Consider the following 21,385-nt stretch of genomic DNA (forward strand, 5'->3'; position numbering starts at 1 on the left):
GTAGAACATGGCAACTAAAACAAAAACACCCAACGTCAAAGACTTCACCTTTCGCTGGGAAGGAAAAGATCGCACCAACAAGATCGTCAAAGGCGAAATGCGAGCCAGTGGTGAGAGCGTAGTCAAAAGCACACTACGCAGGCAAGGGATCAACGTCACCAGCATCAAAAAAGTACGCCTTGGTGCTGGACGAAAAATTACTGAACTGGACATTGCCATGTTTACCCGACAATTAGCGACCATGCTTAAATCGGGCGTTCCTTTGCTAACAGCATTTGATATTGTCGCAAAAGGACACAGCAATCCTTCGGTAACTAAGTTATTGATGGAGATTAAAACCGATATTGAAACTGGTTCTTCTCTAACTCAGGCATTTCGTAGACACCCTAATCAGTTCGACACTCTTTACTGTAATTTGGTACAAGCTGGCGAGCAAGCCGGTATTCTGGATGCACTGCTAGCTCGTCTGGCAACATATAAAGAAAAAATTCTGGCCGTAAAAAAGAAAATCAAATCAGCGATGTTTTACCCAACCGCAGTTATCGTTGCGGCTTTCGTCATTACTGCTGTCATTATGATTTTTGTAATCCCTGCGTTCAAAGAACTCTTCTCAAGCTTTGGCGCCGATCTGCCAGGCCCCACCTTATTTGTAATGGCCATTTCTGACTTTTTTGTTGCATATTGGTACATTATCTTCGGTGGTATTTTTGGCGGCATTTACGTATTTCTGCAACTCTGGAAAAAGTCTGAGAAGATTCAGTTCTTCATGGATCGCCTATTACTCAAATTACCAATATTTGGTGAAATTGTCCGTAATGCGACGATTGCTCGCTGGACTCGAACCCTTGCAACAATGTTTGCGGCCGGCGTACCGCTGGTGGAATCACTAGAATCGGTTGGCGGTGCATCAGGCAATATTGTCTACAAACTAGCCACACAAAGAATTCAGTCCGAGGTAAGCACAGGGACAAGCTTAACTATGGCAATGCAGAACGCTAATGTATTTCCAAATATGGTGATGCAAATGACGTCGATTGGTGAAGAGTCCGGCTCTCTTGACTCCATGCTGAGCAAAGTTGCCGATTATTTTGAGGAAGAAGTCGACAATGCTGTTGAGGCACTATCTAGCTTGATGGAGCCAGTGATCATGGTGGTTCTGGGAACACTGATTGGTGGTCTGGTAGTGGCAATGTATCTGCCAATTTTCAAAATGGGCGCAGCGGTGAGCTAATGATAGAATTTTTACAAACAGAAATTGGCCTATTGGTTTTTACAGGCATAATTGGTTTATTTGTTGGCAGTTTTTTAAATGTCGTGATACACAGACTCCCAATTATGATGGAACGGGAATTTCGTGCTGAGTGCCACAGTTTTATAAAAAATACTGCAGAACCAAGCTGGGATGAGACTTATAATCTAGCGACGCCAAGATCGGCCTGCCCCAAATGTCAGCACCAGATTAGTGCCTTGGAAAATATCCCGGTCATTAGTTGGCTGATACTTGGGGGCAAGTGCAGTAATTGCAAAGCCTCAATCAGCATAAGGTACCCACTGGTAGAACTGAGCACCTGTCTGATATCCATGGGTCTGGCTTGGCATTTTGGATATGGCCTGGCACTACTCGGAGCATTATTATTTGCTTGGGCATTGATTGCCTTGATTTTGATTGATGCCGACACTTGCCTACTGCCAGACAGCATTACATTACCACTGGTATGGCTAGGCATTTTATTCAATACCCAAGGCGTCTATACCACTTTACCCAGCGCGGTATATGGCGCAGTCGCAGGCTACATGAGCCTTTGGAGCATATACTGGCTATTCAAGCTGGCAACAGGTAAAGAGGGCATGGGCTATGGCGACTTTAAGCTATTGGCCGCCCTTGGCGCATGGCTAGGCGCAGCTATGCTGCCCGCGATCATTTTACTGTCCTCTTTAAGTGGTGCAGTCATCGGTCTGGTTATGATTGCCGGTACCAAACGCGGCTGGAATAAACCCATGCCATTTGGCCCCTACCTTGGCATTGCGGGGCTTCTGGCGCTGATCTGGGGACAGGATTTAAGTCAGGCGCTGTACGGGCTCTGAGATGCGAGTCGTAGGTCTAACGGGTGGTATAGGCTCAGGAAAAAGTACCGTCGCAGAGTACTTCACGGCACACCAGATTCCGATTATTGACGCCGATCTGATTGCCCATCAGTTGAGCGATTTGGTAGAAGTGAAAGAGGCGATTGTCAGCGTCTTTGGCACAAATAGCCTCGGGGCAGATGGCAATCTGAATCGTCGCTGGCTGCGTGAAGAAATTCACCAGCACGAATTACTCCGCCATGAACTTGAGCAGATTTTTCACACCCGTATTATTGCACAATGCAAAAGCCAGATTCAGGCCAACGCTGGAGCGGCATACACTATCCTGATGGTGCCATTACTACTGGAGAAGCCTGAATTTAAAGCGCTCTGCAGCAACATCATTGCGATTGAATCCGCAGAAGAATTGCGCATCAATCGGGTAATGCAACGCAGTGGTTTGGCGCGCGAAAGCGTTGTAGCAATCATAAATAATCAATACTCTGATGCACAACGCCGACAAGAAGCTGACTTCTTGATTTACAATGACCGGACATTAGGCACACTCAGCAAGCAGGTTGATCACATTGATCAGCAACTGCGTCTTTTGCACCCAGTGCGCAATTAGCGCCACATAATGATTTCTTGACTAGGCCTTGCATTGTGATTAGCTATGAATTTCCAATTAATGAGCGTATCCGGACTTTATTGCGCCTGGAGGAGCTTTATATTCGAACTTCGAAGCTGGTCAATCGTGAAGAAGCGCTTGATCATCACATGGCCTTGCTGGGTATTTTTGAAATCATGGAAGTGGCGAGCCGGGCTGATCTCAAATCCGATTTGCTACAAGAACTGGAGCGGCAACGCCAGACTTTGGTCGGGCTGCGCAACAACCCGCATATTTCGGAAGATGCGCTTGATCTGGTGTTAAATGAAATTGAAAGCACGCACACACGCTTACTGGAAATGACCGGTAAGTTTGGTCAATATCTGCGTGAAAATGAATGGTTAATGGCCATTAAACAGCGGGTTTCTATCCCTGGTGGCGTGTGTGAATTTGACTTGCCGTCATACCATTATTGGCGCAAACAGTCTCCCGAGCGACGGCGCGCAGACCTAGAGCGCTGGCTGACCCCACTACTGCCGATCAAGCACGGGCTAGACATTGTCCTTAAATTATTACGCGACTCAGCCAAAAGCAGTCACTACACCGCCAAGCAAGGTTGCTTCCAGCAAATGTCCGGCGGCAAAGTAGTGCAAATGCTCAAGGTCACTCTGCCTGATGATATGCCGGCGGTACCGGAGCTCTCCGCCAACCGCTATGCGATCAATATCCGCTTCATTGTGCCATCAACAAGTGGCGAACGCGCCAAAGTGATCGAAAGCGACCTGGATTTTACCCTTAGCTATTGCAATCTATGAGCACCAACAACCCAAAGGCACCAGAAGTAAAGTGTCCAACTTGTGGTCAACTCTCACCCTATTCACCGCAAAACGCATTCCGTCCATTCTGCTCGGAGCGTTGCAAATTGATCGATTTGGGTGAATGGGCTAGCGAGTCGTATCGTATTCCAGACAATAGTCAAAGCCCTACCTGCGCTGATGATGGCAGCTTGCTGCAGTAACTGCGCTTCACTTCATACTTCACCACAGATACCCAGCTTAGTATTTAACCAGAACGCTCAATCAGGATTGCCTACAGAGCAATACCCCCTCAAACAACAAGCATCGCTGCGCTCTATCAGTCAGCTCATTAATTGCTGTCCGCCTGTCGGCGACTGAAATCTTTTCATCACAGCAAATTAATCGCATCGTCACACTGCACAAGTAACTTGTGGTCACTCATCTGGAGGACACATCAATGCAGCTTGACCACCATCATTACAAGCAACGCGATAATAAATCCATCACAGTGACACTGGCCAATAACAACGATCAGGTTCGTGCTGCGCAAGCACTCCGTTATCGTGTTTTCGCCGAAGAAATGCAGGCACGACTGAATACCAAAGAACCCGGCATCGATCAGGACTTGTTTGATGCATATTGCGACCACTTGATTGCACAAGATGAACAGACGGGCGAAGTCATCGGCACCTATCGTATCTTGCCCCCGCATCAGGCGCGCAAAGTAGGCAGTTACTATTCGGACACTGAATTTGATTTAACACGCCTGCAGCACATCCGCACCCAGCTGGTTGAGCTGGGACGTACCTGCGTGCACCCCCAATACCGCAATGGTGGCACGATTGCGATGCTGTGGGCGGCTTTAACGCAATATATGCTGCGTCACAATTATCAATACATGATGGGGTGTGCCTCGGTACCACTCAGCGATGGCGGTCATACGGCGGCTAGCCTGTACCGTAAAATGGCCACTGAATCGATGGCTCCAATAGAATGGCGCGTTTTTCCCCGCTGCCCACTGCCAATGACCTCGTTCGACACCAAACTCGATATTGCCACCCCTGCGCTCATCAAAGGCTATTTGCGTGCCGGTGCCATGGTGTGCGGCGAGCCTGCGTGGGACCCGGACTTCAACACGGCTGACTTTTTGATGCTCTTGCCAACGCAATGCATCAATAAGCGCTATGCAAGTCATTTTAAGCGCTGATTTGGCAGGAAAAACTAGGTAAAATTGGGATATATTTTGAATGGAATCAGGCCTATGTCATTGCGTAGCATTCAACGCGCTCTACAGCTAACAGCACACATTAGCATTGGCTTATGCCTGATTCGCTTTGCCTTCCCTAGAAAAACACCCCAGCAAAAGGCAGAAATCACCAGAAGATGGTCAGGGGAACTTGCAAATATCCTGAATATTCAAATTATCAGTAGCGGACCCAGACCAGAACTAACTCCAAAAAATCAGATGTGTTTAGCCAATCACATTTCATGGTTTGATATTTTTGCTTTAAATGCCATCTTCAACTCGCGGTTTATCGCCAAAGCCGACGTAGCGCATTGGCCTGTCGTTGGCTCTCTCTGTAAAGGAGCCGGAACTTTTTTCATTAACCGCGAAAAGATCAAAGACACCAAGCGCATCAACGACTCGATTACTCAGTCACTTAAGCAAGGGGAGTGTATTACCTTTTTTCCGGAAGGAACCACTAGCAATGGCGTAGAGATAAAGCCGCTGAAAACTTCTTTACTGCAATCGATAGTTGAAAGCCAAGGCCTGATCCAGCCTATTTATATCAACTACCGCAAGACCTGTGGCGCACATTGTCAGGAAGCCGCCTATGTTGATGACATCAGCTTCGGGCAATCCTTGGCAGCTTTACTTAAAGCCGACGGCATCAGTGTTCATGTGCATTTTCTCGATACCATTCGTACCGACGGACAAAATCGCGCACAACTTAGCACACAAGTGCAAACTGCCCTAAACTACGCGCACCAAAATTTCATGCGCCAACTTGCTGATAAGCGTGTGCCGCCTCAACAGCAAATATCTGCCGATCTTCCAGCCGCAACGCAGTAAGTGCGCCCCCCCAGATGCAACCCGCATCAAGGCAGGTGTAGTTTGCTGTCTGCTTCAACCCTAAGGCAGACCAATGCCCAAAAATAATCGGCGCATCAAAGCAATTCAAACCTGACTCAAACCAAGGGTGCAAATACTCTGGCGCGGAATCAAGCTCTCCTTTGAATTTGAAATCCAGCTTGCCCTGAGCGCAAAAGCGCATGCGGGTAAATGCATTCACCGTAAAGCGGAAAGACTCTTCAGCCGTGAGTGTCTCTTGCCATTGATTTGGTTTATTGCCAAACATGACAGCAAACCAGTGCACGCGGTCCTTACCTGCGTAGCGCTCACGCGCTTCATTAGCTAACCGAAAGGCTTGCTGCTGACTCCAGCCTGGATAAACGCCAGCATGTACAATTGAAAAACCATCGACAATACGCATCAGCGGCTGCTGAATCAACCATTCGAGTAAAAGCTCGGCGTCACTTGCCTGCAGAATTTCAGCTACGGTATCGCCTGACTTTGCACTCGCAAAACCCAACCATACCGCAAGCAAAAAGAGATCATGATTGCCCAAGACAATATCAACATTACTGCGGTGCTGATAAACCCAGCGTAATACTGCCAGCGAAGCAGGCCCGCGGTTAACAAGGTCACCCAGTAATATCAAACGATCTATTCCGGGCTTGAATTGTATGCATTCCAACAACGCCATAAATTCATCCATACAGCCCTGAATATCACCCACCACATACTTCGCCATCAGTTCTCACCTTGTGCTTAACCCAAAATGCCAGGCAAAAAAAAACCGACCAAAGGCCGGTTTTTTATTTCTAGCAACAAATTACTCTGCTGCTTCAACTTCTTCTGGACGATCAACGAGCTCAACGTATGCCATTGGCGCATTGTCACCGACACGGAAGCCGCATTTCAGAATACGCAAATAACCGCCATTGCGGGCAGAGTAGCGTGGTCCCAAAACGTCAAACAACTTAACTACGATATCACGATCACGTGTACGAGAAAAGGCCAGACGGCGATTAGCCAATGATGGTTTTTTACCCAAAGTGATCAGTGGTTCCGCTACACGGCGAAGTTCTTTCGCTTTTGGCAGAGTAGTTTTAATTACTTCATGCTTCAACAAGGCATTCGCCAAGTTACGAAGCATCGCAAGACGATGACTTGTCGTACGATTTAATTTACGATTAGAAAGACGATGACGCATTTGTCAATTCCTTTGCTAGTACCAGCTTAAGGCTTATCCAAGCCAGCTGGAGGCCAGTTTTCAAGGCGCATGCCAAGGCTAAGCCCTTTCGAAGCAAGCACTTCCTTGATCTCATTGAGTGATTTACGACCCAGATTTGGTGCTTTAAGCAACTCAGTCTCGGTACGTTGAATCAGGTCACCGATATAGTAAATGTTTTCCGCTTTCAGACAGTTAGCAGAGCGAACAGTCAACTCAAGATCATCTACCGGACGAAGCAGGATAGGATCAATTGTTACTTGTGGCTCAACCACTTTCTCTTCTTGCGTACCTTCCAGATCGGCAAAAACACCAAGCTGGTCGATCAACATGCGTGCGGCTTGACGAACTGCTTCATCAGGCTCAATCACACCATTGGTTTCAATATCGATAATCAAGCGATCAAGATCAGTGCGCTGTTCTACACGAGCACTTTCTACTTGGTAGCTAACACGGATAATCGGGCTGAACGAAGCGTCCAGAATGATCGTCCCAATGGAACGACCTTCTTCCTTGTTTACACGTGAAGGGCCAGGCTGATAGCCACGACCTTTTTCCACGGTAATATCCATACTCAACTTACCGCCAGCAGACAGATGTGCAATCACATGATCCGGATTAATTACCTCAACATCATGTGGCAACTGAATGTCGGAAGCCTTGACGACACCCTCACCCTCTTTGGAGAGAGTAAGCGTGACAGAGTCCCGACCATGCAGCTTCAGCACAACGCCTTTGAGGTTTAACAGGATATCGACAACGTCTTCCTGCACGCCATCCAACGCGGAATATTCGTGCACAACACCATCAATTTTGACTTCAGTCGGCGCAAAACCCACCATTGAAGACAATAAAATTCGGCGCAGTGCATTACCGAGAGTATGGCCATAACCGCGCTCAAACGGCTCCATAACGACTTTCGCGTGAGCTTGAGCCAGAGCTTGCACATCGATGATGCGCGGTTTGAGCAACTCGTTTGCATTGATTTGCATAAGTCAGTATCCCTTGCCAACCGGTTCAGGTTATTACTTGGAGTAGAATTCAACAACTAACGATTCATTGATATCGCTAGACAGATCTGAACGCTCTGGCATGTTTTTAAACACACCTTCCATTTTTTTAGAATCAACCTGTACCCAGCTTGGGAAGCCAATGCCTTCAGCCAAGCTCAAAGCTTCCTGAATACGTACTTGCTTCTTAGCTTTTTCACGTACTGCAACAACATCACCCGCTTTCACTTGGAAAGAAGGAATGTTCACAACGTTGCCATTGACAGTGATTGCCTTGTGGGAAACGAGTTGACGAGATTCGGAACGAGTAGAACCGTATCCCATGCGATATACAACGTTATCCAGACGCGACTCAAGCAGTTTCAACAGGTTTTCACCAGTTGAACCTTTGCGACGAGCAGCTTCTTCAAAATAACGACGGAACTGACGTTCCAAAACGCCGTAAATGCGACGGATTTTTTGCTTTTCACGCAAGTGAACGCCGTAATCCGACAGACGCGTATTCTTTTTAGCGCCATGCTGGCCTGGGGCTTGTTCCAGCTTGCACTTGCTGTCGAGCGAACGACGTGCGCTTTTCAAGAACAGATCCGTGCCTTCGCGGCGTGCAAGTTTGCACTTGGGTCCAATATAACGAGCCATTTCTTACTCCAGAATTAGATACGACGCTTTTTCGCAGGACGGCAGCCGTTGTGCGGAACAGGCGTCACATCCGAGATACTGGTGATCTTGAAGCCCAGCGCGTTCAGAGCACGCACTGAAGATTCACGACCAGGGCCCGGACCCTTGATGCGTACTTCTAGGTTTTTAACACCATATTCTTGGGCAACTTTACCAGCCGCTTCTGCTGCAACCTGTGCAGCAAAAGGTGTACTTTTACGAGAGCCCTTGAAACCAGCACCGCCCGAGGTAGCCCAAGATAAAGCATTGCCTTGGCGATCGGTGATGGTAATGATCGTGTTGTTGAAAGAAGCGTGAACGTGCACGATCCCTTCCGACACGCTCTTTTTGACTTTCTTACGTACACGAGCTGTGTTTGCTTTAGCCATAATTTATGTCCTTAATTACTTCTTGCCAGCGATAGACTTACGTGGACCCTTGCGAGTACGCGCATTTGTCTTGGTACGCTGACCGCGAACTGGCAGGCCTTTGCGGTGACGGAAACCACGATAGCAGCCAAGATCCATAAGACGCTTGATGCTCATAGTTACCTCACGACGCAGATCACCTTCAATAGTGAATTTGCCTACTTCGTCACGTAGTTTTTCAAGTTCAACATCACTGAGATCTTTTACTTTCTTGCTAGGCTCAATTGCAGTAATGGCACAAATCGCTTTAGCGCGAGTTTGTCCAATACCGTAAATAGCCTGAAGACCGATCACAGTATGCTGATGATTAGGTATGTTAACCCCAGCAATACGGGCCATACTTCTTACCCCAGGTTAAAAAGTGGTGGATTTTAACACCAATAGCCGATTGACTCAATCAGCCTTGACGCTGCTTGTGCCGTGGGTCAGTACAAATTACGCGCACAACACGGTTGCGACGAATAATTTTGCAGTTACGGCAGATTTTCTTGACCGATGCTTGAACTCTCATGGTCTATCCTTTGAGAACAAAGTAAAATCCCAGCCAACAAAAATTGACCGGAATACGTTGCGACTACTGTTTTTGCAGACTGCACCAAAACAACCAGAGCACCCGAATTCCAGTAAAGCCCACGAATATAACACATAAAGCTTCAACAAGAAAACAAAAACAGCAACCGCACGTCAGTTAAAAGAAAAGATCTTACGCATAAGATCTTTTCCGAAGATTTGAACGTAGATCTGAGGCCTGAAACCAAGCTATAGACTACGACCCCTTGAAGTTGGCTTTTTTCAGCAAACTATCATATTGATGCGATAGAACGTATGACTGCATTTGTGCCATAAAATCCATCGTCACAACAACCAGAATCAAAAGAGAAGTGCCGCCAAAATAGAACGGAACATTCCATTTCAAAATTAAAAACTCGGGAATCAAACAAACAAATGAGATATAGATTGCACCGATTAGAGTTAACTTCATAATCAGTTTTTCAATATATTTAGCCGTGTGATCGCCAGGCCGATAACCAGGAACCATCGCACCACTCTTCTTCAAATTTTCTGCAGTTTCACGCGGATTGAAAACCAAAGCAGTATAAAAATAACAGAAGAAGATGATTGCGGCGGCGTAGCAAAGAACATACAAAGGCTGACCGGGATGCAATTTATCACCGATGGATTTCAGCCAAGAAAAGTGTTCGCTATTCCCAGTCCACGACAACACGGTAGCAGGAAATAGAATGATAGAAGAAGCAAAGATAGGAGGAATAACACCAGCCATATTTAGCTTCAAAGGCAAATGAGAGCTTTGTGCCTGCATCAAGCGATTGCCAACCTGTCGCTTTGCGTACTGAATGGGGACTTTACGTTGACCACGCTCCACAAAAACAACCGCAGCAGTCAAAAGAATCACACCAACAAAAAGAAACAGTACAAGCAGAATTGGCAACGCACCCTGACTAGTCAAACTGAGCGTCTGACCAATAGCGGTAGGCACACCAGAGGCAATACCCGCACAGATAATGATAGAAATACCATTACCAATACCACGCTCGGTAATCTGCTCACCAAGCCACATCAAAAACATGGTCCCAGTAACGAGAGAAACCATCGTTACTGCAACAAATAAACTTTGATCCATTACAACCAAATTTGGCTGCCGGAAAAGCATCAGAGCAATACCAAAACTCTGAGCAGTAGCCAGGAGGACAGTAAAGTAACGCGTGTATTGCGTTAATTTGCGCCGACCGGCCTCACCTTCTCTTTTCAATTGCTTAAGATTAGGCAGAACTTCACCAGCAAGCTGAATGATAATCGACGCCGAAATATACGGCATGATACCAATCGCAAAGACGGTAAAGCGTGACAAAGCACCACCAGAGAACATGTTGAACATATTCAGAAGGCCTGTCTGCGAAGACTGGAACAGATTTGCCAATTCGACAGGATTAATACCAGGAACTGGAATGTGAGCACCGATGCGATAAACAATCAATGCACCCACTACAAACCAAATACGTTTCTTCAGATCAGCAAATTTACTTGCTGAACCAGCCAATGCGGGATTTGCCACGTTCTGCCTTAACCTTTAACAATAATTACTCACCAACAGAGCCACCGGCAGCTTCAATAGCAGCCTTAGCACCTTTAGTAGCAAGAACACCCTTCAGTGTTACAGCCTTTTCAAGCGTACCAGACAAAACTACTTTGCAGCTAATAGAATGCTGAGAAATCAAACCAGCCTGAATCAAACTCAGCATATCAATCTCAACGATTGGCAAAGCTTGCAACTCAGAAAGGGTCACTTCAGCGTTTTTACCCTGAGCCAAAGACTTGAAGCCACGCTTAGGTAAACGACGCTGCAAAGGCATTTGACCGCCTTCGAAGCCAACCTTATGAAAACCGCCTGCGCGTGATTTCTGACCTTTATGCCCACGGCCACAAGTCTTGCCAAGGCCAGAGCCAATACCACGACCAACACGTTTGCTAGAGTGCTTAGCGCCAACGCCTGGAGTTAAAGTATTCAGTTCCATCTTAACCCTCGACTTTCAGCAAGTAGCTAATCTTGTTAACCATGCCACGATTTTCAGGCGTATCGATAACTACAGCAGAACTGTTGGTTTTACGAAGACCTAAACCGCGTGCGCAGGCTTTATGTGACTCAAGACGACCAATTAGGCTTTTTACCAAAGTCACCTTAATTGTTTTAACGTCGCTCATTGCGCACCCCCAAGAATCTCTTCAACTGACTTGCCACGCTTAGCAGCAATTTCAGCTGGCGTATGCAATTTAGACAAACCATCTAAAGTTGCACGCACGATATTGTATGGGTTAGTTGAACCATGACATTTTGCCGTAATGTTATGAATGCCCATTACTTCAAAAACAGCACGCATTGGACCGCCAGCAATGATGCCAGTACCTTCTGGAGCTGGTTGCATAAACACAGTTGTAGCACCGTGCTTACCAAAAACCGTGTGCTGCACAGTACCGTTGCGCAAACTAACCTTAACCATTTTGCGACGAGCTTCTTCCATCGCTTTCTGTACGGCTACAGGCACTTCTTTTGACTTGCCTTTACCCATACCAACACTACCATCACCGTCACCAACGACAGTAAGAGCAGCAAAACCAAGGATACGACCGCCTTTAACGACTTTGGTAACGCGATTTACGCTTACCATCTTCTCCCGAAGGCCGTCCTGACGATCTTCCATTTCGTTCTTAGCCATTATTTGAACTCCAATTAGAAGACGAGGCCAGCTTCACGAGCCGCATCGGCCAGTGCTTTAACACGGCCGTGGTATTGGAAACCTGAGCGATCGAAAGCTACGTTTTGTACACCTGCAGCCTTTGCCTTTTCAGCAATCAGCTTACCAACAGCTACTGCACTTGCCACATTGCCACCGTTCTTAACTTCCGAACGTAGCGCAGCTTCAAGTGTATTAGCTGAAGCCAATACTTTACTGCCAGTCTCATCAATGATCTGAGCGTAAATATGGCTATTGGTACGATGCACAGACAAACGCACGACCTTGAGCTCCGCAATTTTGGCACGGGTTTTACGTGCACGACGAAGTCTGCTTTGATTCTTATCCATAATTCAGCCTCGATTACTTCTTCTTGGTTTCTTTGATAACAACCACTTCATCAGCATAGCGAACACCCTTGCCTTTATATGGCTCTGGAGAACGGTATGCGCGAATTTCGGCTGCAACTTGACCAAGAAGTTGTTTATCGGCACCCTTCAACAGGATTTCGGTCTGAGATGGAGTCTCACACTTGATACCTGCGGGCATTTGATGTGCAACTGGATGGGAAAAACCCAATGACAGATTCAGCACATCGCCTTGGGCTTGAGCACGATAACCAACACCAACCAGAGTCAGCTTACGCTCAAAGCCTTTATTAACACCTGCGACCATATTGTTAACAAGTGCACGCAATGTACCAGACATTGAACGAGCAAACTTGCTATTGCCGTTTGCAGCAAAAACGACAGAACCGTCTTTCACCTCAACAGCAACGTCGGCAACTACAGGGTGAGACAAAGTACCTTGCGGACCTTTGACTTCAATTTTACCAGCAGCGAGTATTACCTCAACACCAGCAGGAATTACAACCGGATTTTTAGCTACGCGAGACATTGTGACACCTCATCAAGCAACGATGCACAGCAACTCGCCACCAATACCATTGGCGCGCGCTTTGCGGTCGGTCATCACACCCTTGGAAGTGGACAAAATTGCCACGCCAAGACCATTCATCACACTTGGGATGTCGCCAGTGCTGCGATAATCACGCAACCCAGGCTTTGAAATACGGTCAAGGCGCTCAATAACTGGGCGGCCAGCGTAGTACTTCAACTCGATTGTTAGAACGGGTTTAACATCACCGCTCACAACAAACGATTCAACATAACCTTCATCGTGCAATACTTTTGCAATTGCAACCTTCAACTTTGAAGATGGCATTACTACCGAGGCTTTATCAGCACGCTGTGCATTGCGAATACGAGTCAGCATATCGGCGATAGGATCATGCATTGCCATGTTATTTCTCTCCTATTACCAGCTTGCTTTAACAAGACCCGGGATTTCGCCTTTAAAGGCGAGATCACGCAACTTGCTACGGCCAAGACCAAACTTACGGTACACACCACGTGAACGACCTGTCAATTTGCAACGATTGTGCAAGCGTACAGGAGATGAATTACGTGGCAACTGCTGGAGTTTCAAACGAGCCTGGAATTGATCTTCCTCACTCGCATTTTGATCATTAATAATGACCAAAAGCTTTTCACGCTTTGCTGCATATTTAGCAACTGCTGCAACACGTTTAGCTTCACGATTAATCAGTGCAAGTTTTGCCATGATCGCCTCAATTCTTGAACGGAAACTTAAAGGCCGCGAGCAAAGCACGCGCTTCCTCATCAGTCTTAGCCGTAGTCGTAATGGTAATGTTCATGCCACGCAAAGCATCAATCTTGTCGTACTCAATTTCCGGGAAGATGATCTGCTCTTTAACACCCATGTTGAAATTACCGCGGCCATCAAACGATTTACCACCAACACCACGGAAGTCACGTACACGCGGAAGCGCGATCGTTACCAAACGATCCAAGAATTCGTACATACGCTCACGGCGCAAAGTTACCTTACAACCAACAGGGTAACCATCACGAATTTTGAAGCCTGCGATCGATTTCTTTGACTTAGTTACTACTGGCTTTTGACCTGCGATTTTTTGCATATCACCAACAGCAAATTCCATTACTTTCTTATCTGCAACTGCTTCGCCAACGCCCATATTGATTGTAATTTTTTCAATACGTGGCACTTGCATAGCTGATTTGTAGCCAAATTGTTTTACCAATTCAGGAACGATCTTGCTTTCATATACTTCTTGAAAACGAGCCATTGTAATTCCCCTTAGGCGCCGACAACTTCGCCGCTAGACTTGAATACACGAACCTTTTTGCCGTCTTCAAGAACCTTGAAGCCAACACGATCCGCCTTTCCTGTCGAAGCATTGAAAATAGCAACGTTAGACACGTGAACTGGCATAGTCAGCTCAACGATACCACCTTGAATACCACGCATTGGATTAGGCTTTTGGTGTTTCTTAACCACATTAACACCCTCAACCACAACACGATCAGTGGCAGGCAATGCGCGCACAACAGTGCCGCGCTTACCTTTATCTTTACCAGCCAGAACTACAACTTCATCGCCTTTGCGAATCTTATTCATACTGGAATCCTCTTATAAAACTTCTGGCGCAAGTGACACAATCTTCATGAAGCGCTCAGTACGCAATTCACGCGTCACTGGCCCGAAGATACGAGTGCCAATAGGCTCAAGTTTTGCATTAAGAAGAACCGCAGCATTGCCGTCGAACTTAATCAACGCACCATCAGCACGACGAACGCCTTTTGCAGTACGTACAACTACCGCATTGTATACGTCACCCTTCTTCACACGACCGCGTGGGGCTGCATCTTTGATACTCACCTTGATGATGTCACCAACAGATGCATAACGACGCTTAGAGCCACCCAACACCTTAATGCACATAACAGAACGCGCACCAGTGTTATCAGCAACCTCTAGCTTTGATTGCATTTGAATCATTTATAACAAACCTCCAACTTAATCCACCTAAATTAGCCTGGTTCAACCAGGTGCCCGGATGAACCGAGCCAAGAGTGGCCAGTTTTGGATCCCGATGGGAAAACAGCGCACCACACCACAACAGCATGACACGCAAGGAAAACGGGCATTCTACACAAAATAGAATGCCCGCGCAAGCAAATACGTTACTTTATATATATCAAATAACGCGTGCTTTTTCTACCAAGCCCGTTACAGCCCAAGATTTAGTCTTAGACAGTGGACGGCACTCTTCAATCGTCACAACATCGCCTTCAGCGTATTGATTTGATTCATCGTGAGCATGGTATTTTTTAGATTGACGCACCATCTTGCCGTAAAGCGGATGTTTAACCAAACGCTCAACCAATACAGTAACCGTCTTATCCATCTTATTGCTAACCACTCGACCAGTCAGCGTACGCTTGAGTTTAGCTTCGCTCATATTAGGCAGCCTTCTGAGTGAGAACGGTAAGAACACGCGCAATATCTTTACGCACGCGCTTGAGTTCGCTGGTATTTGCCAATTGGCCGGTCGCATGCTGCATGCGAAGGCTAAACTTGGCTTTCAGCAGCGCCGTCAATTCGCCTTTCAGCTCTTCAACGGATTTCTGTTGCAGTTCAGTCGCTTTCATCATTGCCCCACTTGGCGAGAAACCATGGTCACAGCAAAAGGCAGCTTAGCGGAAGCCAAACGGAAAGCTTCACGAGCAATCTCTGCTGATACACCATTCAATTCATACAAAACTTTACCGGGCTGAATTTCAGCCACGTAGTAGTCAGGAGAACCCTTACCCCCACCCATACGAACTTCAGCTGGCTTAGTCGAAATTGGCTTATCAGGAAATACACGAATCCAAACACGACCGCCACGTTTGATGTAGCGAGTAATTGCACGACGAGCTGATTCAATCTGACGAGCAGTCAAACGACCACGGCTAGTTGCCTTCAGACCGAATTCGCCGAATGCAACTGTGTTACCGCGAGTAGCGATACCGGTATTGCGGCCCTTTTGGACCTTACGGAATTTAAGTCTAGTTGGCTGCAGCATTGCGTGGCCCCTTACGTGGTTTCTTCTGAGTCTCTACAGGCTCAGCAGCAGATTTCTCACCTGGCTTAACATCACCCTTATAAACCCAAACTTTTACACCGATAATACCGTAGGTAGTCTTAGCCTCTGAAGTGGCGTAATCGATATCAGCACGCAGAGTATGCAATGGCACACGGCCCTCACGATACCATTCAGTACGCGCAATCTCGATACCATTCAAACGACCTGAAGACATGATCTTGATACCTTGAGCACCAAGACGCATCGCATTTTGCATTGCACGCTTCATGGCACGACGGAACATCACACGCTTCTCAAGCTGAGAAGTAATGCTATCAGCAATGATCTGCGCATCGATTTCTGGCTTGCGAACTTCTTCGATATTTACATGAACTGGTACATTCAAGATTTTTTGCAATTGAGATTTCAATTGCTCAATATCTTCGCCTTTTTTACCAATCACCACGCCAGGACGGGCAGAGTAAATAGTAACTTTAGCGTTCTTAGCTGGGCGCTCAATAACTACACGACTAACAGCTGCACCCGCAAGTTTTTTCTTCAAAAACTCACGCACTTCGATGTCTTCATTCAACATCTTGGCGAAATTGGTGCTGTTAGCGTACCAGCGTGACGACCAATTTTTTGTTACAGGCAAACGAAAACCTGTTGGATGAATTTTCTGACCCATGAGTCGCTCCTTAATCGCCAACAGTGAGAGTAATGTGGCAAGTTTGCTTCTCGATACGATTACCACGGCCTTTTGCGCGCGCAGAAAAACGTTTCAAAGAAGGACCTTTGTCCACATAAATCGTTTTCACTTTGAGTGTGTCGATATCGGCACCTTCATTGTGCTCGGCATTGGCGATAGCCGACTCAAGAACCTTCTTAATCAAAACTGCACCCTTTTTAGGGCAGAAGGCCAGAATATTCAGCGCCTGCTCTACGGGCTTGCCACGAACGAGGTCTGCGACAAGACGCGCTTTCTGAGCTGAGAGGCGAGTGTTGCTTAGTACAGCAGATACTTGCATTTCTTCACCTTATCGCTTGGATTTTTTGTCCGCGGCATGACCTTTAAAAGTACGGGTCAGCGCGAACTCACCCAACTTATGGCCAACCATGTTTTCATTCACATACACAGGAATGTGCTGCTTGCCGTTATGCACAGCAATTGTCAAGCCAACGAAATCTGGCAAGATAGTAGAACGACGCGACCAAGTTTTCACTGGACGCTTATCGTTGTTAGCACGTGTTGTTTCGACTTTCTTTAGCAAGTGCAGGTCAACGAATGGACCTTTTTTCACGGAACGTGCCATGTTGCATTACCCCTTGTTCGCGAAGCGACGACGTACAATCATATTGTCCGTACGCTTGTTACGACGAGTACGATAGCCCTTAGTAGGTTGACCCCACGGACTAACTGGTACGCGACCTTCGCCTGTACGACCTTCACCACCACCGTGTGGGTGATCAACAGGGTTCATAGCAGTACCACGAACTGTTGGACGAATACCCAACCAGCGTTTTGCACCCGCTTTACCGTATGAGCGCAAGCTATGCTCGCCATTGCCTACTTCACCGATAGTTGCACGGCAATCAACGTGAACTTTACGGATTTCGCCAGAGCGCAAACGCAATTGTGCGTACGCACCTTCACGAGCCAGCAACTGAACACTTGTACCAGCAGAACGTGCAAGCTGAGCACCTTTACCTGGCTGCAACTCGATGCAATGGATTGTTGAACCCACTGGAATGTTACGGATTGGCAGCGCATTACCCACTTTAATCGGGGCATCGGAGCCAGACACTACAGTCATGCCTGCAACCAAGCCCTTAGGGGCAATCACGTAAGCACGCTCACCATCGGCATAACATAGCAAAGCAATGTTAGCAGTACGGTTTGGGTCGTACTCAATACGCTCTACCTTTGCCACGATTCCATCTTTATTGCGACGGAAATCAATCAAACGATAGTGCTGCTTATGACCACCACCGATATGACGGGTAGTGATATGACCATTATTATTACGGCCGCCTGTTTTAGACTTTTTCACCAACAAAGGAGCATATGGCGCACCCTTGTGGAGGTCAGGACTAACAACTTTAACAACCGCGCGGCGACCTGGTGATGTCGGTTTTACTTTAACCAAAGCCATTTCTCAGTCTCCTTATTGCGCAGCAGCCAAGTCAATTTCCTGACCGGCAACCAAGCTAACGTAGGCTTTCTTCCAGTCTTTACGGCGACCAGCTGTGCGGCCGAAACGTTTAGACTTGCCCTTTACGTTAATTGTTGTTACTGCATCTACTTTTACCTTAAACAACAGTTCAACCGCAGCTTTAATTTCAGCCTTGGTGGCATCAGTAGATACGCGAAATACAACCTGCTCTGATTTTTCAGCCAACATTGTGCTTTTCTCAGACACAACAGGAGCCAAAATCACTTGCAGCAGGCGATTTTCTGCGAATTTGATCATGCGAACATCTCCTCAAACGCCTGAAGAGCCTCACGAGTCAAGACCACCTTCTTGAAACGCACTAGACTAACTGGATCAGCTTGCGCAGGTTCAAGCACGAGAACGTGCGGCAAATTACGCGAAGCAAGGTACAAGTTCTCATCCAATTCTTTGGTCACGATCAGCACGCTATCCAATTGCATCTCAGCCAACTTCTGGGCGAATGCTTTGGTTTTCGGCGCTTCAAGTACAAAAGAATCAACCACAATCAAACGATCCTCACGCACCAATTGCGACAAAATTGTAGCAATACCAGCGCGGTACATTTTTCGGTTAACTTTTTGAGAAAAGTTCTCGTCAGGGCTATTCGGGAACGCCTTACCACCACCACGCCACAAAGGCGAAGAAGACATACCGGCACGAGCACGACCAGTACCTTTTTGACGCCAAGGTTTTTTCGTAGTGTGCTTTACTTCAGTACGATCTTTCTGGGCCCGATTACCACTACGCGCATTAGCGAAGTATGCAGTAACCACCTGATGAACAAGTGCTTCGTTGAATTCACGGCCAAACAAAGAATCCGAGCCAGCTACAGCTGCCTGAGCCTCGCCTTTGAGATTAACAGATTTAAGTTCCATTACGCACCCACCTTCACGCCCGGACGAACGATAACTTGATTGCCCTTAGAACCTGGCACGCCACCTTTAACCAGCAGCAATTGACGCTCAGCATCAACGCGAACGATTTCAAGATTTTGCACAGTACGTTTGGCATTACCATGCTGACCAGCCATACGCTTACCAGGAAATACGCGACCAGGATCTTGCGCCATACCAATAGAACCAGCAGAGCGGTGCGATACCGAGTTACCATGCGACTCACGATTGGAACTGAAGTGATGGCGCTTGATAACGCCTGTAAAACCCTTACCTTGGGTAGTACCAGTAACGTCAACAATTTGACCAACACTAAACAGCTCAACAGAAAGTGCATCACCAGCTTTTAGACCAGCGATTTTATCTGCAGACAGACGAAACTCAACAAGAGCCTCACCAGCTTCTACACCTGCAGCAGCAAAATGACCTGCCTCTGCTTTATTTACGCGACTAGCTTTTTTAGCGCCGAAAGTAACTTGGACAGCCGAATAGCCATCCACTTCCTGCGTTTTGATTTGCGTGACGCGATTTGCAGCCATATCAAGCACCGTCACAGGGATAGACAAACCATCCTCTGCGAAGACGCGAGTCATGCCGACTTTGCGACCTACAAGACCTAAGCTCATAGTTATTCCCTTTATCAAGGGCCAGTTACGATTGACTGGCTATGACCATTAAAAAATAAAACGGACTTGCCATTACGAAATGGCAAGTCCGCGATACTAACACATAATTTCTTTTAGCCGCAAGCACTTAGCCTGCAAAAATTAGTTTAGTTTTATTTCTACATCTACGCCAGCTGGCAGATCAAGCTTCATCAACGCATCAACAGTTTTATCCGTTGGATCAACAATATCCATCATGCGCAAATGCGTACGAATCTCGAATTGATCACGCGAAGTTTTGTACACGTGCGGAGAGCGCAAAATGTCAAAACGCTCAATTTTAGTTGGCAAAGGAACCGGCCCCTTAACAACCGCACCAGTACGTTTTGCAGTTTCAACGATTTCTTGAGCAGAACGATCGATCAAAGAATAGTCGAAAGCTTTCAAACGAATACGGATTTTTTGGTTTTGCATAATGAATCCCTATTATTCAAGAACTTTAGCAACAACACCAGCACCCACCGTACGACCACCTTCACGAATCGCAAAGCGCAGACCTTGCTCCATCGCGATCGGGCAGATCAACGTTACAGTGATAGATACGTTATCGCCTGGCATTACCATTTCAGTACCTTCTGGCAGCGCGATCGCGCCAGTCACGTCCGTTGTACGGAAGTAGAACTGTGGACGGTAGTTACTGAAGAATGGCGTGTGACGGCCACCTTCTTCTTTCGACAGAACGTAGATTTCTGACGTGAATTTAGTATGCGGCGTGATTGAACCTGGCTTAGCCAATACTTGACCACGCTGAACGTCTTCACGCTTAGTACCACGCAACAACGCACCAATGTTGTCACCAGCTTGACCTTGGTCCAGCAATTTACGGAACATCTCAACACCAGTACAAGTCGTCTTGATAGTTGGAACAATACCAACGATCTCGATCTCTTCACCCACTTTAACGATACCGCGCTCTACACGACCAGTTACTACAGTACCACGACCAGAAATAGAGAACACGTCCTCAACTGGCATCAGGAATGTACCGTCAACTGCACGCTCTGGCAGAGGAATGTACGTATCCAGAGCTTCAGCCAAGCGGAAAATTGCTGGCTCGCCGTATTCGCCTTGATCACCTTCCAGCGCTGCACGAGCAGAACCAGTAATGATTGGCGTGTCATCACCCGGGAAGTCATATTTAGACAACAGGTCACGAACTTCCATTTCAACCAACTCGAGCAACTCAGCGTCGTCAACCAGGTCAGCTTTGTTCATGAATACGATAATGTATGGAACACCGACCTGACGAGACAACAGGATGTGCTCGCGAGTTTGTGGCATAGGACCATCAGCAGCAGAAACTACCAACACCGCGCCATCCATCTGAGCCGCACCGGTAATCATGTTTTTTACATAATCCGCGTGACCTGGGCAATCTACGTGAGCGTAGTGGCGAGTTTCGGTTTCGTACTCAACGTGCGCAGTATTAATAGTGATACCACGTGCTTTTTCTTCTGGTGCGCTGTCGATCTGTGAGTAGTCTTTAGCTTCACCACCGAACTTGCGAGTCAACACAGTCGTGATCGCAGCAGTCAGGGTTGTTTTACCGTGG

General features: G+C 47.0%; 37 protein-coding genes. 7 read left to right on the top strand and 30 right to left on the bottom strand.

Features of this window, described 5'->3' with window-relative positions; genetic code table 11:
- The first annotated feature begins 7 nt into the window (after positions 1–7).
- The 7 genes from FLS37_RS15150 (at position 8) to FLS37_RS15180 (ending at position 5,542) form a co-directional block, all read left to right on the top strand.
- Positions 8–1,231 (top strand): type II secretion system F family protein, encoded by a 1,224-nt coding sequence (locus FLS37_RS15150; protein WP_157670810.1) that lies wholly within the window; start codon positions 8–10, stop codon positions 1,229–1,231.
- Entirely contained in the window at positions 1,231–2,085 is an 855-nt protein-coding gene (locus FLS37_RS15155) for an A24 family peptidase (RefSeq protein WP_157670811.1), read from the top strand. Before FLS37_RS15150 ends, FLS37_RS15155 begins: the two co-directional genes overlap by 1 nt.
- A gap of 1 nt (position 2,086) precedes the next feature.
- Positions 2,087–2,692: a dephospho-CoA kinase gene (coaE, locus tag FLS37_RS15160; RefSeq protein WP_157670812.1), complete on the top strand. Its 606-nt coding sequence runs from the start codon at positions 2,087–2,089 to the stop codon at positions 2,690–2,692.
- A gap of 35 nt (positions 2,693–2,727) precedes the next feature.
- A complete protein-coding gene (gene zapD, locus FLS37_RS15165) occupies positions 2,728–3,486 on the top strand; it encodes a cell division protein ZapD (protein ID WP_157670813.1) in 759 nt (252 codons plus the stop codon).
- Positions 3,483–3,689, top strand: coding sequence for a DNA gyrase inhibitor YacG (locus FLS37_RS15170; RefSeq protein WP_157670814.1), 207 nt, complete (start codon positions 3,483–3,485; stop codon positions 3,687–3,689). The genes zapD and FLS37_RS15170 overlap by 4 nt, the downstream gene beginning before the upstream one ends.
- Positions 3,690–3,925: 236 nt before the next feature.
- A complete protein-coding gene (locus FLS37_RS15175) occupies positions 3,926–4,675 on the top strand; it encodes a GNAT family N-acetyltransferase (protein WP_157670815.1) in 750 nt (249 codons plus the stop codon).
- A gap of 54 nt (positions 4,676–4,729) precedes the next feature.
- The gene (locus FLS37_RS15180; protein WP_157670816.1) at positions 4,730–5,542 is read left to right on the top strand and encodes a 1-acyl-sn-glycerol-3-phosphate acyltransferase; all 813 of its coding nucleotides are present in this window, start codon (positions 4,730–4,732) and stop codon (positions 5,540–5,542) included.
- Here FLS37_RS15180 and FLS37_RS15185 read toward each other — a convergent pair.
- The 30 genes from FLS37_RS15185 to tuf all read right to left on the bottom strand — a co-directional run.
- Entirely contained in the window at positions 5,466–6,284 is an 819-nt protein-coding gene (locus tag FLS37_RS15185; RefSeq protein WP_157670817.1) for a symmetrical bis(5'-nucleosyl)-tetraphosphatase, read from the bottom strand. The two genes, FLS37_RS15180 and FLS37_RS15185, sit on opposite strands and share 77 nt — an antisense overlap.
- Before the next feature lie 81 nt (positions 6,285–6,365).
- Entirely contained in the window at positions 6,366–6,746 is a 381-nt protein-coding gene (gene rplQ, locus FLS37_RS15190; RefSeq protein ID WP_157670818.1) for a 50S ribosomal protein L17, read from the bottom strand.
- A gap of 26 nt (positions 6,747–6,772) precedes the next feature.
- Positions 6,773–7,756 (bottom strand): DNA-directed RNA polymerase subunit alpha, encoded by a 984-nt coding sequence (locus FLS37_RS15195; RefSeq protein WP_157670819.1) that lies wholly within the window; start codon positions 7,754–7,756, stop codon positions 6,773–6,775.
- Positions 7,757–7,789: 33 nt separating this feature from the next.
- Complete coding sequence (rpsD, locus tag FLS37_RS15200; RefSeq protein WP_157670820.1) at positions 7,790–8,413, bottom strand: 30S ribosomal protein S4; 624 nt, start codon at positions 8,411–8,413, stop codon at positions 7,790–7,792.
- A gap of 14 nt (positions 8,414–8,427) precedes the next feature.
- Positions 8,428–8,820: a 30S ribosomal protein S11 gene (rpsK, locus tag FLS37_RS15205; RefSeq protein WP_028448413.1), complete on the bottom strand. Its 393-nt coding sequence runs from the start codon at positions 8,818–8,820 to the stop codon at positions 8,428–8,430.
- 15 nt (positions 8,821–8,835) lie between these two features.
- A complete protein-coding gene (gene rpsM / locus FLS37_RS15210) occupies positions 8,836–9,198 on the bottom strand; it encodes a 30S ribosomal protein S13 (protein ID WP_157670821.1) in 363 nt (120 codons plus the stop codon).
- A gap of 58 nt (positions 9,199–9,256) precedes the next feature.
- Positions 9,257–9,370 (bottom strand): 50S ribosomal protein L36, encoded by a 114-nt coding sequence (rpmJ, locus tag FLS37_RS15215; RefSeq protein ID WP_018748524.1) that lies wholly within the window; start codon positions 9,368–9,370, stop codon positions 9,257–9,259.
- A 255-nt stretch (positions 9,371–9,625) separates the two neighbouring features.
- Positions 9,626–10,933: a preprotein translocase subunit SecY gene (secY, locus tag FLS37_RS15220; RefSeq protein ID WP_157670822.1), complete on the bottom strand. Its 1,308-nt coding sequence runs from the start codon at positions 10,931–10,933 to the stop codon at positions 9,626–9,628.
- Positions 10,934–10,958: 25 nt separating this feature from the next.
- Positions 10,959–11,393 carry a 50S ribosomal protein L15 gene (gene rplO, locus FLS37_RS15225; RefSeq protein ID WP_157670823.1) on the bottom strand — a complete coding sequence of 145 codons (435 nt, stop codon included), beginning with the start codon at positions 11,391–11,393 and terminating at the stop codon, positions 10,959–10,961.
- 1 nt (position 11,394) lies between these two features.
- Positions 11,395–11,580, bottom strand: a complete 186-nt coding sequence (rpmD, locus tag FLS37_RS15230; protein ID WP_157670825.1) for a 50S ribosomal protein L30 — start codon at positions 11,578–11,580, stop codon at positions 11,395–11,397.
- Entirely contained in the window at positions 11,577–12,092 is a 516-nt protein-coding gene (gene rpsE / locus FLS37_RS15235) for a 30S ribosomal protein S5 (protein WP_157670827.1), read from the bottom strand. The genes rpmD and rpsE overlap by 4 nt, the downstream gene beginning before the upstream one ends.
- A gap of 14 nt (positions 12,093–12,106) precedes the next feature.
- A complete protein-coding gene (gene rplR, locus FLS37_RS15240; protein WP_157670828.1) occupies positions 12,107–12,460 on the bottom strand; it encodes a 50S ribosomal protein L18 in 354 nt (117 codons plus the stop codon).
- Positions 12,461–12,473: 13 nt separating this feature from the next.
- Positions 12,474–13,007, bottom strand: a complete 534-nt coding sequence (gene rplF, locus FLS37_RS15245) for a 50S ribosomal protein L6 (protein WP_157670829.1) — start codon at positions 13,005–13,007, stop codon at positions 12,474–12,476.
- Between the two features lie 12 nt (positions 13,008–13,019).
- Positions 13,020–13,412 (bottom strand): 30S ribosomal protein S8, encoded by a 393-nt coding sequence (gene rpsH / locus FLS37_RS15250; RefSeq protein WP_157670830.1) that lies wholly within the window; start codon positions 13,410–13,412, stop codon positions 13,020–13,022.
- A gap of 15 nt (positions 13,413–13,427) precedes the next feature.
- Entirely contained in the window at positions 13,428–13,733 is a 306-nt protein-coding gene (rpsN, locus tag FLS37_RS15255) for a 30S ribosomal protein S14 (RefSeq protein ID WP_157670831.1), read from the bottom strand.
- 7 nt (positions 13,734–13,740) lie between these two features.
- Positions 13,741–14,280: a 50S ribosomal protein L5 gene (gene rplE / locus FLS37_RS15260; RefSeq protein ID WP_157670832.1), complete on the bottom strand. Its 540-nt coding sequence runs from the start codon at positions 14,278–14,280 to the stop codon at positions 13,741–13,743.
- An 11-nt stretch (positions 14,281–14,291) separates the two neighbouring features.
- Positions 14,292–14,612: a 50S ribosomal protein L24 gene (gene rplX, locus FLS37_RS15265; RefSeq protein ID WP_157670833.1), complete on the bottom strand. Its 321-nt coding sequence runs from the start codon at positions 14,610–14,612 to the stop codon at positions 14,292–14,294.
- Between the two features lie 12 nt (positions 14,613–14,624).
- Positions 14,625–14,993 carry a 50S ribosomal protein L14 gene (rplN, locus tag FLS37_RS15270; protein ID WP_157670834.1) on the bottom strand — a complete coding sequence of 123 codons (369 nt, stop codon included), beginning with the start codon at positions 14,991–14,993 and terminating at the stop codon, positions 14,625–14,627.
- 199 nt (positions 14,994–15,192) lie between these two features.
- Positions 15,193–15,456, bottom strand: a complete 264-nt coding sequence (gene rpsQ, locus FLS37_RS15275) for a 30S ribosomal protein S17 (RefSeq protein ID WP_157670835.1) — start codon at positions 15,454–15,456, stop codon at positions 15,193–15,195.
- A gap of 1 nt (position 15,457) precedes the next feature.
- Entirely contained in the window at positions 15,458–15,646 is a 189-nt protein-coding gene (gene rpmC, locus FLS37_RS15280) for a 50S ribosomal protein L29 (RefSeq protein ID WP_157670849.1), read from the bottom strand.
- Positions 15,646–16,062, bottom strand: coding sequence for a 50S ribosomal protein L16 (rplP, locus tag FLS37_RS15285; RefSeq protein WP_157670836.1), 417 nt, complete (start codon positions 16,060–16,062; stop codon positions 15,646–15,648). Before rplP ends, rpmC begins: the two co-directional genes overlap by 1 nt.
- A complete protein-coding gene (gene rpsC, locus FLS37_RS15290; RefSeq protein WP_157670837.1) occupies positions 16,046–16,750 on the bottom strand; it encodes a 30S ribosomal protein S3 in 705 nt (234 codons plus the stop codon). The genes rplP and rpsC overlap by 17 nt, the downstream gene beginning before the upstream one ends.
- A gap of 10 nt (positions 16,751–16,760) precedes the next feature.
- Positions 16,761–17,090: a 50S ribosomal protein L22 gene (gene rplV / locus FLS37_RS15295; protein ID WP_157670838.1), complete on the bottom strand. Its 330-nt coding sequence runs from the start codon at positions 17,088–17,090 to the stop codon at positions 16,761–16,763.
- A gap of 9 nt (positions 17,091–17,099) precedes the next feature.
- On the bottom strand, positions 17,100–17,375 hold the full coding sequence (rpsS, locus tag FLS37_RS15300; protein WP_157670839.1) for a 30S ribosomal protein S19: 276 nt from the start codon (positions 17,373–17,375) through the stop codon (positions 17,100–17,102).
- Between the two features lie 6 nt (positions 17,376–17,381).
- A complete protein-coding gene (gene rplB / locus FLS37_RS15305; protein ID WP_157670840.1) occupies positions 17,382–18,215 on the bottom strand; it encodes a 50S ribosomal protein L2 in 834 nt (277 codons plus the stop codon).
- A gap of 12 nt (positions 18,216–18,227) precedes the next feature.
- Positions 18,228–18,530, bottom strand: a complete 303-nt coding sequence (rplW, locus tag FLS37_RS15310) for a 50S ribosomal protein L23 (protein ID WP_198314672.1) — start codon at positions 18,528–18,530, stop codon at positions 18,228–18,230.
- Complete coding sequence (gene rplD, locus FLS37_RS15315; RefSeq protein WP_157670842.1) at positions 18,530–19,150, bottom strand: 50S ribosomal protein L4; 621 nt, start codon at positions 19,148–19,150, stop codon at positions 18,530–18,532. The genes rplW and rplD overlap by 1 nt, the downstream gene beginning before the upstream one ends.
- The gene (gene rplC, locus FLS37_RS15320) at positions 19,150–19,794 is read right to left on the bottom strand and encodes a 50S ribosomal protein L3 (RefSeq protein ID WP_157670843.1); all 645 of its coding nucleotides are present in this window, start codon (positions 19,792–19,794) and stop codon (positions 19,150–19,152) included. Before rplC ends, rplD begins: the two co-directional genes overlap by 1 nt.
- 141 nt (positions 19,795–19,935) lie before the next feature.
- Positions 19,936–20,247, bottom strand: a complete 312-nt coding sequence (gene rpsJ / locus FLS37_RS15325; protein ID WP_157670844.1) for a 30S ribosomal protein S10 — start codon at positions 20,245–20,247, stop codon at positions 19,936–19,938.
- Positions 20,248–20,259: 12 nt separating this feature from the next.
- Positions 20,260–21,385 (bottom strand): elongation factor Tu (gene tuf, locus FLS37_RS15330; protein WP_157670845.1); only part of this gene is annotated, 1,126 nt, incomplete at its 5' end.

It is taken from the genome of Chitinibacter sp. GC72 (genome assembly GCF_009760905.1).
Classification (GTDB): domain Bacteria; phylum Pseudomonadota; class Gammaproteobacteria; order Burkholderiales; family Chitinibacteraceae; genus Chitinibacter.